This is a genomic window from Paenibacillus vietnamensis, from assembly GCF_020169515.1.
Lineage (GTDB): Bacteria > Bacillota > Bacilli > Paenibacillales > Paenibacillaceae > Pristimantibacillus > Pristimantibacillus vietnamensis.
This window is the reverse complement of record NZ_JAHMHW010000003.1, coordinates 486,077-500,152: the sequence shown is the minus strand read 5'-3', so window position 1 is coordinate 500,152 and position 14,076 is coordinate 486,077. Positions and strand designations below refer to the sequence as shown.

General features: G+C 52.2%; 6 protein-coding genes. All 6 read left to right on the top strand.

All coding sequences use genetic code 11. The features are described from left to right. Window positions 1–21: 21 nt before the first annotated feature. The 6 genes from KP806_RS10265 (at window position 22) to KP806_RS27790 (ending at window position 13,886) form a co-directional block, all read left to right on the top strand. Entirely contained in the window at window positions 22–1,728 is a 1,707-nt protein-coding gene (locus KP806_RS10265) for a type 2 periplasmic-binding domain-containing protein (RefSeq protein ID WP_224723491.1), read from the top strand. A gap of 85 nt (window positions 1,729–1,813) precedes the next feature. Further along, complete coding sequence (locus tag KP806_RS10260) at window positions 1,814–2,752, top strand: ABC transporter permease (RefSeq protein ID WP_224723490.1); 939 nt, start codon at window positions 1,814–1,816, stop codon at window positions 2,750–2,752. Window positions 2,753–2,762: 10 nt separating this feature from the next. Beyond that, the gene (locus KP806_RS10255; RefSeq protein ID WP_224723489.1) at window positions 2,763–3,686 is read left to right on the top strand and encodes a carbohydrate ABC transporter permease; all 924 of its coding nucleotides are present in this window, start codon (window positions 2,763–2,765) and stop codon (window positions 3,684–3,686) included. A 228-nt stretch (window positions 3,687–3,914) separates the two neighbouring features. After that, a complete protein-coding gene (locus KP806_RS10250; RefSeq protein WP_224723488.1) occupies window positions 3,915–6,311 on the top strand; it encodes an alpha-L-arabinofuranosidase C-terminal domain-containing protein in 2,397 nt (798 codons plus the stop codon). A 177-nt stretch (window positions 6,312–6,488) separates the two neighbouring features. After that, window positions 6,489–11,441 carry an OmpL47-type beta-barrel domain-containing protein gene (locus tag KP806_RS10245; protein WP_224723487.1) on the top strand — a complete coding sequence of 1,651 codons (4,953 nt, stop codon included), beginning with the start codon at window positions 6,489–6,491 and terminating at the stop codon, window positions 11,439–11,441. Window positions 11,442–11,666: 225 nt separating this feature from the next. Then, window positions 11,667–13,886, top strand: a complete 2,220-nt coding sequence (locus KP806_RS27790) for a helix-turn-helix domain-containing protein (RefSeq protein WP_224723486.1) — start codon at window positions 11,667–11,669, stop codon at window positions 13,884–13,886. Window positions 13,887–14,076: the final 190 nt, after the last annotated feature.

Here is a 14,076-nt window from a genome sequence, read left to right as displayed (position 1 = left end):
TAGGGGAGGTTGTTCTTGAGTATGAAGGGGAAATGGATAACGACAGCGTTGTTGTCGCTCATGCTGGTTACGGCCGGCTGCAGCAATGGCGGAAATGAAACCGCTAACAATACGGGGGCAAACCAGGGCGGCACGGAGACGGCGGGAGAAAATAGCGGAGGCTCGAAGGCTCCGGCCAAAGCGGTCTGGTTCTCGTCGATTGACTTCTGGAATCCTCCGTCGACATGGAGCACGGATCCGAACACCGTTCAAGGCGCGATTACAGAGAAAACCGGTCTGACATTCGAATTCAACATCCCGGCGCAGGACGGAGATACAAAGCTGAACCTGATGCTCGTGTCGTCCGGCGAAGCGTTCCCGGATGTCATTACGATTACGAACGACGTACTGGGCAAAAAGCTGATCGAATCCGGCAAGGTTTGGGATCTGGATGAGTTTCTGAAAAAGTATGACCCTGAATCCCATCTTTTGAAGGACTTCCCGGCCGACGTAAAAGAAACGATTATCGACCGTGACGGCGGCTTCTACGCTTTCCCAAGCCATATCAACTCCGAGGATGCAAGAAAGCAGTACCCGCCGTCCGGCCAATTTTATATCGACTTGGTCGATTACGCTTCCAATGGCGCCATCGTCGTAAACGAGAACATTTTGAAGGAAGCCGGACTGACGCTGGAAGACATCAAAACCGAGTCGGGACTGCTCGCGGCTTACCAGAAAATCAAGGAGATGGATTTAAAGGTTAACGGAGCGCCGGTCATTCCGCTGCTCGTAGACGGCAAAAATTATCAGGGGCCAACCTTAGGGTTCCTGCAGGATTCGTTCGGAGCGATGCCGATTGACAAAAACGGAGTTTACCGGGACAGGCTTCTGGCACCGGAAACGAAATTTGCGCTCGGGTTCCTCAACAAAGCAAGCAAGGCCGGTTATTTCGAGCCGGGGCAGATGACGGTGGACAACGCTGCGGTGAAGGCGGACATGGCTTCGGGACGGGTATTTACCTTTATCGGCAACTCGGCTGACACCTCTTTCCATAATAACGACTATTGGACGTCGTCCGGTCCGATCCTGTCGGACGCAGGCACCAAGCCGGTGCTCAACAAATCGAAGCTGGCAGGCGGCGGCTGGATGAAAACGTTTATTTCCAAGTCGGCGAAAGAGCCGGAAAAGCTGGCGAAATGGCTCAGCTTTATGAGCAGCAAGGAAGGGATGATGCTTCATATTTACGGCTTCGAAGGCATCGATTACACCCTGGACGCCGAAGGCCATCTGGTGAAGACGGAGAAAGGCATCAAGGACGCGACGGAGTATATGAAAACAGGTCTAAGCGCATTCTGGCCGTTCCACCATACTTCATTCTCGTACAGCGCGCAGCAGCCGCCTAACGAGGAAACCGACAAGCAGGCCGTTACGGCGAACAGAGTGCAAAGCGCGTACGGCAAAGCCGAGGAAACGGTTATTTATGACGGCTCGCCGCTTGGCCTGCCTGCGGACTTGTTCCCTGCCGACAGCAAATTCGCCAATGACGAATTGCAAATCAAAACCTACAAGGAAGCGCAAATCGCCAAAATCATCCTCGCCAAGAGCGATGACGAATTTAACAAGCTTTATGACGAGATGATCGCCCAGCTGAAGAAATTAGGCATTGAAGCTTTGGATCAGGAAAGAGACAAATACGTTCAGCAGAAGAAAACGGAATACGGCATCGATGTAAAAGGAATAAATTCCTAAGCTTTACCCATGGTGATGAGCGGTGCCAAAGCGCAGGAGCGATACTGTGCTTTGGCACGGCGATTGGAGGAACGGGGGAGAACGAATGGCTTCAAAGAAACAGAAAGGGTATAAGCTCGGCTTCGATTTCAGAACGCAGCTTGAATTAAAGGTTATGCTGCTGCCGGCTGTGTGTCTTATTTTTCTTTTTGACTTTACCCCTTTATTCGGTTTGTTGATGGCTTTTAAGAGCTATGAGCCTATCATGGGCGTCAAAGGCATTTTTACGAGCGAATGGAATCACTTTCAGCACTTCATCCGGGTGTTTCAAAATTTCCAGTTTTGGCCGATGGTCCGAAATACGCTGGGCATCAATCTGTTGGGAGCATTAATCAGCATCCCGGCAACGCTTGTGTTCGCCCTGCTTCTCAATGAAATCAAGCATCGAAAATTCAAATCGCTGGTTCAAACGGTTACTTATCTGCCTCACTTTCTTTCCTGGGTCATATTCGGCGGTTTATTCATTACGCTGCTCAATACGAACGGAATCGTGAATGTTCTGCTGATGGAGCTTCATCTCATCGACAAGCCCGTCCAATTTCTTGCCGACCCGAAATATTTCTGGGGAGTCGCGATCGGAACGGGGCTGTTAAAGGATATCGGCTGGGGAGCCATTCTTTATCTGGCCGCGATGGCCGGAGTCGACCAAAGCCTGTATGAAGCCGCCGCAATCGACGGGGCAGGGCGGTTCAAACGAATGCTGCATATTACAATACCAGGGATTTTGCCGACCCTGATGGTGTTGATCATATTTGCCGTGAGCGGCATGCTGAACAATAACTTTACTCAAATTTACGTGCTTCAGAATACACTTAATTTACCGGCCAGCCAGGTTATCGATACGTATGTTTATCAAACCGGGTTATTGCAGTTCCAATTCGCCTCGGCAACGGCGATCGGCCTTATGAAAGCGGTATTTGCTTTGCTGCTGCTCGCCTGCGCGAATGCTCTATCGAAAAAAATGACAAAATCGGGATTGTTTTGAGGTGAATAGGATGGTCGGAGGTAAAAGCTTCGGGGAACGCACGTTTAACCTGTCAACCGTGGTCATTATGATTGTTCTGATGATCGTGACGTTATATCCGTTCTGGTTTTCATTAATCAGCTCCTTGAACAGCGGCGAGGATTTGGCGCGCGGTCCGGTATTTCTATGGCCGAGGGAGCTGACGTGGGCCAGCTGGCAGACAGTGCTTGCGGATTCCGGCATTATGAAGGCGGCTTGGATTACGGCTTCCCGTACGGTCATCGTCACCGTCGCTTCCATTTTGTATACGGCGATGTTCGCTTACGCTTTCTCCCGGTCTTATTTGAAGGGAAGAAAGTTCTACATCGCGATCGGCTTTATCAGCATGTATTTCAGCGGAGGATTGATTCCTTCGTTCTTGCTTATGAACTGGCTCGGGCTGTACGACCATTACATGGTGTATATTCTGCCCGCTCTGTTCGGCGGCTTCTGGAACGTCATCATCTTTAACGCGAACTATAAAGCGATCCCGGATTCCCTGTTTGAATCGGCCAAGATGGACGGGGCGAGCGAATTCAGAATCTTTTTTCAAATCGTCATTCCTCTTTCCAAGCCGGTATTGGCTGCTTTATCGGTATTTACCGCAGTCAATATATGGAACGATTACGGAACGACGCTGTACTTTACGCAATCTCCTGATTTGCAGACGCTGCAATATGTCATCCTGAGGCTGATTCAATCCAACCGGGCGGTCGAAAATATGGTAAGCACGGTGGAAGGCTCCAATCTGGCCGTTCAGCAGCTGCTGAGCGGTGCGTCGGGTCAGGGACTCGTGACGGCTCAAACGATCGAGCTTGCGGCCATGGTCATTGCATCCATTCCGATGATTGCGATGTATCCTTTTGCGCAGAAGTTTTTTGTAAAGGGCGTTCTGCTTGGTTCGGTAAAAGGTTAGTCAAAGAATCTTCCTGCAGGCCGCCGTCGGCCGGGGAAGATTCTTTGTCTTGAAGGGGAAGGTTCATTTTTTTGCGATCGGGAAAAACATATAGATTTACAATTGCAATCAGGCTTTAGATCAACTATTATAAGTGTGGATTAATTATTTTACGTGTTGATTAATATATTTGTTTATTTAAGTGATTGAACATTTCCATCATTATAAGAGTGAAGGAGACAAATAGCGATGGCTCAAAAAGGTACGCTAAAGGTATATACGCAGGAGCGCGGAGCGGAGCTGGGCGATTTGTTCGGCATTTTTTTCGAGGACTTGAACCATGCGGCGGACGGCGGGCTTTATGCGGAGCTCGTGCAAAACCGTTCCTTTGAATTCGATCCGATCGACCGTCACGATTATCATGCTTTGACGGCATGGGAGAAGGTGGAGCGGGGGCATGGCCGGGCCGAATTGACGGTAGAAGACAGCCATCCTCTGAGCAAGCGCAACAGCCATTATGCGGTTATCGAGATTTTGGAGGAAGGCGACGGAGTCGGCCTCATGAATTTGGGCTTCAACTCCGGCATTCCCGTCCGGCAGGGTCATGCTTACGCGTTCTCCATGTTCGCGAAGCGGGACTCCTCCTTTGAAGAGCCGGTCCGCATTGCGGTCGAAAGCACAGACGGCAAGGTACACGGTCAAGCGGAAATTGCGGTAGCTTCCGGAGAATGGACGAAGTACGAGGCCGTCATCGTATCGGATGCCACGGATTTCAGCGGCAGGCTGACGGTCTTGACCAAAGGGCAAGGCAAGCTTTATCTGGATTTGATATCGCTCTTCCCGGCGGAAACGTACCGTAACCGGAAGAACGGCCTGCGCAAGGACATCGCGGAGCTGATTGCGGAGCTGAAGCCGAAGTTCATGCGCTTTCCGGGCGGCTGCCTGATCCATGACGGCTCGCTTAATGCCGACGACCGGAACTCGATGTACCGCTGGAAAAATACGATCGGGCCGCTTGAGCAAAGACCGGCAAGACGGAACAATTGGAGCTACAACCAGACGCTTGGCCTTGGCTATTACGAATATTTCCTTTACTGCGAAGATATCGGAGCAAAGCCGATTCCGATTTTGCCTGCGGGCTACGACCCGCATCACAAACGGATCGTGCCGATCGAGGAGCTTCAGCCGTGGATCGACGATGCCCTTGACCTGATCGAGTTCGCGCGGGGCGACGCCTCGACGAAGTGGGGCGGAATCCGGGCGGAGCTGGGCCATCCCGAGCCGTTCGGGCTCGAGTATATCGGGATCGGCAACGAAGAGGTGGGCGAGCCGTTTTTCGAACGGTATGACTACTTCCACCGCGCGATCAAGGAATTGTACCCGGATATGAAAATCATCAATTCCAGCGGACCGTTCGCGGCCGGAGGCGAGTACGAGCGCGGCTGGAAATCGGCCAGAGAAAACGGATCCGATCTGGTGGATGAGCATTACTATATGTCGCCGGAATGGTTCCTGGCCAACTGCGGCCGGTACGACCGGTTCAAAGCGGATGAGCCGAAGGTGTTTTTGGGCGAATACGCGTCATGGGGCAATACGTATTACAATGCGCTCGCCGAAGCGGCTTTTATGACGGGTCTGGAGAAAAATGCGCATGCGGTAGGTTTAGCCTGCTACGCGCCGATGCTGTGCAACGTCGATTACGTCAACTGGAAGCCGGATATGATCTGGTTCAACAACCACGAGGTGTTCGGAACGGCGAACTATTACGTGCAGCAGCTGTTCATGCATCATCAGGGCGATCAGCTGCTGGGGATCGAAGGAGAAGGATTTGCCAAGCCGGAAGCCGAATCGGCCGAGCCGCCGATTACCGGAACGATTGTGCTGCATGCCGATTTTAACTCCGTCCGCTACTCGGATATCCGGTTAGTCAATAACGTTACCGGGGAAAGCAAACCGTTTGACGGCTTGGTCGTAGAGCTGTCCGATACGCGGGAAAACCGTGCGGCAGGCAAGGCCGTCTCGTCGCATGAGCTTTGCGGAACGGATTGGGGCAGCTATACGCTGTACGCGAGAGCGGTGAAAACCGGCGGGCCAAAAGGCTTCGGAATCGGCTTCGGCAAGAAGGACGAGAAAAATCACCTCAAGTGGGAAGCCGGCGGATGGCAGAACCAGGATACGATTCTTTTCTCCTCCGTGGACGGAAGAGCCTCGGCTCTGACTCAAAGCCTGTTCACCGCCGAAGCCGAAACGGAGTACGAGCTCGCTTTGGAGGTGTCGGGAAGACGGATCCGGACGTTCATCAACGGGGAGCTGCAAAACGAGTCGGAGGACAAGCTGCCGGTTCTTGAGCCGCTGTATTATTCGGCCAGCACGGAGCACTCGACGGGAGATGTGATTGTGAAGGTCGTCAACGTGCAGGCAAGCACCGTTAACGCGGACATTGCTCTTGAGAATTTCCCGAATCGGACTGCAGTAGCCGACGTGTTCGAGCTGTCGGGTTATGCGCCGGAAGAGGAGAACAGCTTTGAAGCGCCGGAGAAAATCAAGCCGAAGCAGTCGTCCCTTGCGGTGGAAGGCGGCCGGTTCGGTTATGAGTTTCCCGAGCGTTCGGTAACGGTGTTCAGAATTAAGGGCGGGCAGCAATAACGAAGGCCAGGCAAAATAGGAAGGTGTCCCCAAAGCCAGAGATACGGCGGGGGATACCTTCTTTCTTTTTGTCGTGTGCAATATGTTTCATTATAAATATTTAGAATGGATAAAGCGGTTTCAGGCTGTTAACGTAGATTTTGCAAATACGCTGATGATTAAGGGGGAGGATTACATTTGAAGCTTCGGGAAGGATTTTATGTTGGCATCAGGTTCAGGCGGCGTTTATTGTCCATCGTTGTTTCCATTAGTTTGCTCGCAGCCATGCTGCCGCTGCCCGCGGCAAGTGCAGCAGAAGAAACGGCGGAGCAGCCGGTTATCGGAGAGGTCCAGCCGGTCATTTATGAGGTGATTGATGAAAGCGGATTCAAGCATCCGGGCGTCGGTCTTACGAAGGATATTCTTGAAAATGTGAGAGAGCAGGTGCGGGCGCAAAAAGAGCCTTGGGTGACTTATTTTAATCAAATGCAGCAATCACCGGCGGCATCCAAAACCGTCACGTCCAGCAATCAGAACGGGGCGGATCCGACGAAACCGGCCAGCGACGCTTTTAACAGCCAGGGCTTTAATTCAAGGTTTATAGCCGACGGCTTGAAGTCGTACACGCAAGCTCTTATGTATGTCATAACGGGCGATGAGGTTTACCGGTCAAATGCGTTGCGCATTATCCGGATCTGGTCGCAGATGGATCCGGCGAAATACGCGTATTTCACAGATGCGCATATACACACGGGAATTCCGCTTAACCGGATGGTAACCGCTGCGGAAATTTTGAGGTATACGGGCACGCAAACCGAAGAACTGAAGTGGACGGAGCAGGATACGGACGATTTCACGAATCATCTGATCATTCCGGTTATCGAAACGTTCCAGCACACGAATGACCGCTTTATGAACCAGCATCTGTATTCGCTGCTAGGAGCCGTTTCGGGTTATATTTTTACCGGCAACAGGGACAGGTATAACGAGAGAGTCGAGTGGTTTACCGTTAACAAGACCGCCGTCGATCAGGGACAAAACGGCGCCATCAAAGCATTGTTCCGGCTGGTGGATACAAATATATTAACAGGGGAGAAGGTAGAGCCTTCGGTCGTTCAGCATGTCGAGATGGGCAGGGACCAGGCGCATGGCGCCGGGGATGTAACGAATGCGGAGATTTTGTCGCGCCTTTTGCTTGCCCAGGGAACGAAAGTCGATCCTGTGGACGGTACGGCCTCGACGGCACCGGATGCGGTCGGTCCCTATGAATTTCTCGATAATCGCATCCTGAAGGCGTCCGACTATTTTGCCCGGTACATGCTTGGCTACGATACGCCGTGGATTCCGGTTGCTGCGCATACGGACATCGATGGAAATCCGACCATCGTGTACAAGCAGCTGGCCGGCGGTTACCGGGGCAGAATCGGCGGCAATGTATACGATCTTTATTATTACTATAAATATACGGCAGGAATCGATATGGAGACGGAAGCTCCGTATTTCACCGAGATGTTCGAGAAGAGACTGCCGTTCTACTGGGAATCGCCGGACGGCGGGGGGGATTATTGGCTCTATATTCCGAAAGAAGCGGAAGCGGAGGGAACGCGGTATATTCCGAAGGCGATCTCGAGTCCCGACTTGAGAGAAGTAGAAGACCGGTATACGAGCCTTAACGGTGTTTCGTCAACCAGGCAAGAAGGCGGCACGGCTTTCGTTCAATTGACGGCAACGGAAGAGGGAAGCAGGATTGCGCTTGTCGGCTCCGCTAGCGGAGAGAGGACGATTGCGTTCAAGATCCGGACGGACGGCACGGCGAAGCTGGAAGTGTTCGGCGATTCCGTAACCCTGCCGGATACGAAGGGCCAGTGGAAATATGTAAGTTATGCGTTTAATCCGTTCCAAGGGCTCGGAGACCTCGTTTATATGACCGTCAAGGGAGCCGGTACGACGGTCGAGTTGGACCATATTCATTTAAAAGCCGGAGCACAGCTGACGCCGCCGGTATTTACGCAAGGAAAAGCTCCGCTGCAGCTGTTCACTTATACCGGAAGTACGGCCGATATCCGCTATGATTTCGGCGCGACGGATGCAGGCGCGGCGGATGTCGTGGCCTACCAGGCGGATCATTTGCCTGCGGGTGCGGCGTTTGACGTGACCACAGGAGCTTTTTCGTGGCATCCTGCGCAAGCCGGAACCTATTCCTTTGTCATAAGCGCATCGGACGGCACTTCGGTGACGACCAGAGATGTTACGATTGTTGTTGCGGGTGACCGGCAATCGGCCATCGATGCGGTCATTGCGCCTTATGATGCCGGTACTCTTTATGTGTCCTCCACACTTGCGCATTATAACGATTCGTTTATCGACGCGGAGAGTCATATCGCAAGCGCTTCCGACGAGGTGTTTTACCAGAAGCTGTTCGCCTTGAACGCTGCGGTGCAGAGCCTTCAAGTACTGACGCCGCTCTTGAAGGACGGAAGCGTTGATTTTACGAATATGTTTGTCAGCTCTACGTTCGGTAATGCCGTCCCGAACCTTCTGGACCATACGAATGATAGTTTTGTTGGGTACTATACGGCTCAGGACCGGACTCATTACATGGATTTTGGTCCCGATTACAAACTATCGGCAACCGCCTTCGAGCTGCAGGTAAGAGCCAGCTTTCCCGAACGGATCGGCGGCGTTGCCATCTTCGGCTCCAACGATAAGGAGCATTGGATCCGGCTGACGCCCGGCTTAACGACGGTAACGGAGGATATGCAAAGGCTTGAAGTAGAAGATTCGCTCGAGCAGCAGCCATTCCGGTTTTTGAAAATGCAGATGATCGAGCCGTCGAGCACGATGCTGGAAGCCGCGGAATTTAGAATTTTCGGCCGGCGCCACGAGACGGTGAACAAGCTGGAGTCCGTATCCGTCGGCTCGGAGCAAAGCCTGAAAAACCGGATCGTTCCGGGCGACACGATCAAATTGTCCTTCCAATCGTCGGAACCGATCCAGGATGTAAGTGTGAATATTCAAGGGCAAGCGGCAGCCGTTACCACAGCCGACAATCAGAACTGGACGGCAGCGCTAACGACGAATCGGGACGTACAAGCCGGCGCGGTAAAATTCAGGATCAGCTACAAGACGGCAGCAGGCGCTCAGGCGGAGGATGCGATTTTTACGACCGACGGGTCTTCCTTGTTTATTGCCGATCAGACCGGCTTCCTATCCAATGTGCTCGAAATCGCCAATCTGACGGATTCCAGCGGAAGGAACCCGGCCGATCTCCTGGCGACCGCAAAAGCTTTATTTGACGGCAATTTAGGCACAGTTACGGATTTCCGTTTAAACGGCAGCGGGTACGGAGCGTATCTTACGTTTGATTTTAAGGAAGGCGGACAAGCCCTGCTGTCGAGGGTGGAGATCATTGCAAGGCAGGATAGTTATTCCGGCAGAATTAACGGGACGGTGGTGCAAGGCTCCAACGACAACGCAACCTGGACCACGATCTCGAATGCGGCAGGATCTACGGCGGACTGGCAAACGCTTAAGATTAACAGCACCGCTGCTTACCGTTATATCCGGATTACCAACGGGAACAACTGGTTCGGCAATATGGCCGAGTTACGTTTGTATGGCGATGTGAAAATACGGTCCAAGCTTGATTCGGTATCGATCGGCTCGGAGCAGAGCATCCAAAAACGAATCGTTCCCGGCAATAAGGTCCAATTGGTCTTCAAGGCAACCGAAAAAATCCATGACGTCGGCGTTAACATTCACGGACAAACAGCTGCGGCTTCCTCGGATGACCAAATCAATTGGAAGGCCGAAGCCGTCATCGGCAGCGATGCAAGTCCGGGTCCGGTAACCTTCAGCATCCATTACAAGACGGAAGACGGGAGCGCGGGACCGGAGAAAACAACGACCTCCGACGGCTCGTCGCTTTATCTTCCCGATCGGAACGGTCTGCTATCGAATGTGCTTGAAATCGCTGATCTCAAGGATTCCAGCGGAAGAAATCCGGCCGATCTCCTGAAGACGGCAGGCGCGTTGTTTGATGGAAATGCCGGCACGATTACGGATTTCAGGGTCAATGGAAGCGGGTCCGGCGGCTACCTTACGTTTGAGTTTAAAGAAGGCTATCAGGCAACTCTTTCAAAGGCGGAGCTGCTTTCCAGGCAGGACGGTTATTTTACCCGGATAAACGGCACCGTCGTTCAAGGCTCCAACGACCAGGCAAGCTGGACGACGATTTCTGCGGCAGCGGGGAGGACGATGGATTGGCAAACTTTAACCGTCAACAGCAAGAAGCCGTATCGTTATATCCGCATTTATAACGGAAGCAGCTGGTTTGGGAATATGGCTGAATTAAGATTATATGGCGAAGTGAAAGCGGCGGACGTGACGCCTCCGGTTACGACGGACGATGCGCCGCAGGGATGGGCCGCCGGGGATACGGTGGTAACCTTCCATGCCTCCGATGAAAGCTCCGGTGTGGAGGCCACCTATTTCACGGTTAATGAAGGAGAGCAGCAAACCGGGGGCTCGGTTACGTTGACCGGGGAAGGGACGCATACGATCGTGTACTGGAGCACGGATGCGGCGGGCAATGTGGAGCCGTCCAGGTCCGTGGAGGTGAAGATCGATAGAACCGCTCCTCAGGTAGAAATAGCCGGGGAAGCGTCGTATACGATCGATCAGACGGTTACGGTTACATGCCATGCAGCCGATGCTTTATCCGGCGTCGATTCATCGCCATGCGATGCGCCGCTAGCAGACACGAAGGCGTATACGTTGGAGCCGGGCGAGCACAGCTTGACGGCGGAGGCGGAGGATGAGGCCGGAAACCGCGGTTCCGCCCAGCATTCGTTCAGCGTCCATGCGACCTTCGACAGCTTGTCCGCTCTGACCGGAGCATTCGCGGCCGAGACCGGCGATCCGGGTTCGGAAGGGATTGTTCAATCGCTGCAGCAGAAGCTGGAGCTTGCCGAGGCGAAAGCCGGGCAGCAAAACGGAACTGCAGCCCGCAACCTGCTGCAGGCGTATATCGGGGAAGTGAACGCCCTAAGCGGCAAAAGGTTCACGGCCGAGCAGGCGGCGGCGCTCGGCCGCTGGGCACAGAGGCTGCACGACGAAACGCTGCTGGCCGGCGGAACCCCGGGCATTTGAAATAACGTCAAGCAGGTAAATAATCACCCTTCAATATTAGATGTTCGCAATAGCAGCAAATTGCCGGCTTCGGGCTTCCGAGGCCGGTTTTTCTCGTTTTTCGCTCTATGATATTATTCATTTGAAGATTTTATAATAGAAATAATCTGTGCAATTTAGTATTGTTAAGTATACTAATTTACATAAATACAGCTGAGAGATTCATTTGCAAAAAGGGGGATTGTCGTGATTCGAATCGGCAAAATAAAAATAGGAGGCACTTTATTTACTCATCTGATTCTCTCCTTCACCCTGCTGGCCGTAATCATTATCGGGCTTGTAGGCGGTTATTTGTATGTGCAGGCTAACCGGCTGATGGTAGATGAAATCGCCAAGGACAGCCGGCAGCGTCTGATAACTTCCCGCGACTATATTGAAAACACGCTGCTGAAAAAATATGAGAACAGCATCCGGAACAAATCCTTGTCGACGTTATCGCTCGAAAGCCAATCGATGCTTAACTATTTGCTGGACAGCAAGTGGGAAGGAAATATAAGCAGAATTACGGCTTTTCGCAAGGATCTGGAAATTTTCAAGCTCGCAAATGAAGGCGTTTACAAAATTTCGGTCTACTTCCAAAAAGGAAATTATATCGTCGATAGCAGCCAGTTTTATATGAAGCCGGACAATTCCCCGGACGCGCCGTTTGTTCAAAAATCGCTTGCCGACGCAGCGAACCGTTGGACATTCAGGACGCTTGCGGACGGCGAGAAAGTGATGACGTATGCGATTGCGCTTCCGTACGGATCGCTGCCGAAGCTGGCCGAAGGAACGATGTATATCGATGTAAGCATCGACTATATTTATCAGATGGTGTCCAGCACGATGAGCTCGCCATTGGAGAAGCTGTACGTGTTCAGCGAATCCGGCGGCCCGGTCATCCATACCGGCGCAGCCGATGAGGACGAGCTGGATGCCGTCGTGAAAAGCATGAAATCCGGCGGCCAAGCGGTTCAAAGTCTCTATTACAACAAACGGGACAAGTACGTGCTGTCTTTCCTGTCCGATCAAACGTCGGACTATCATTGGAAATACGCGATGATTCGGCCGATGAATTCCTTCGTGTCCTCATCGGAGCAGCTGAAGGGAAAAATATTCGCCAGCTGTCTGCTTGTCCTGCTGATCGGGCTGCTGATTTCCTATTTGATCTCAAGGCGCGTCTATGACCCGATGAAGGCGTTAGTTGCCAGCATTCGCGGCTTTTACCAGCCCGGCTCCGCGAACGAAAGCCGGAACGAGTATGCCATTATCGGCAGCACGCTTGATACACTCGGCCGAAAAATCGAATCGCTGCAATCCAAAGCCAAAATAAACGAATTAAAAAATCTCGTGTTAGGCGGCGGAATCGGTCTGGAATACGATAACGATTTGCCGCAAAACTGCCAGTATATGGTTTGCCGCATTCAAATGCTGGAAGGCAGCAGCAGCGATGCCTTTAAGGCGGCTTATGAGCAGCTTGAGGCATATGGCAATTACCGCTTCGTGAGCTTGAATGCCCAGGAAGCGGCCATTATTTATGCCGGCGAGCCGGATGCGCCGTCCGAAGCGCTGGAACAAGCGCTGCTGACGGAAATGCATGCCATCAAGAAGCAGACCGCAGGCGAGCTGAAGTTCGGGGCGGCCTTCGGCTCCTTCGTGCACACGGCCGGGGAAATCCCTTTTTCATACCAGGATGCCGTACATGCTTACCGTTACCGCTTCTTCTACGGATCGGATGCGATCATAGCGTATTCCAGCCTCTCCTCTAATAAAGTAAAGCCGCACTTGTTCTCGTTCGACAACTACAAGTATGCGTTAAAAGCCGGAAATGAGGTTGGCGTGAGCCGTTTTATCGACGACTTTCAGAAGGAATTAGCCGAAGGCGGCATCCAGCTGGAGAACGTCGAGCTCGGACTGCTGCAGCTCGTAACGGTATTGTACCAGGTGGTCATCGAGCTGGAGCTTCAGCAGATCATTCCGCCGTCCAGCCTGTTCGACGAGTTCAAGAAAGAAACGCTCGAAGATACTCTTCAGGCGATTAGGGAGATGTCGGCCAACATTACGGCGCATGTCCAAGAAGCGGGCAACCATGCCCATACCGAAATTATTTTAAAATTAAAGAAGTTTATCGATGACAATCTTCACGAGGATTTATCGCTTCATAAGCTTTCGGAGGTCGCCTCGCTTGCGCCTACTTACATTTCGACCTTGTTCGGTACGGTGATGAACGAAACGTTTACCGAATACGTGACCCGCGTACGCCTGGAGAAAGCCGCCGGCTTGCTGAGGGAGGACAAGAGTCTTTCCGTTGTGGAAATATCGGGACTTGTCGGCTACCGTAACTCCCAATATTTTCATAATAAATTTAAAACGCGTTACGGGGTAACGCCGATCCAGTACCGGAATGCCGGCGGGTCCGCCACTTAGAACGCCCTATACGGTTAAAGCAATCGCTGCTGCGGTTGCTTTTTCTTTTGCTTATAAATTTATAGCCGAAAATTCAAAGAAACTATAGTCTATTTAATGAATTTGCAATAGAAAAAGCGCTTACAACCCGGTAATGTGAAGGTGTTCAAACGAGGCGACATTTCAAACTGGCATTCGGAAGGAGAATACG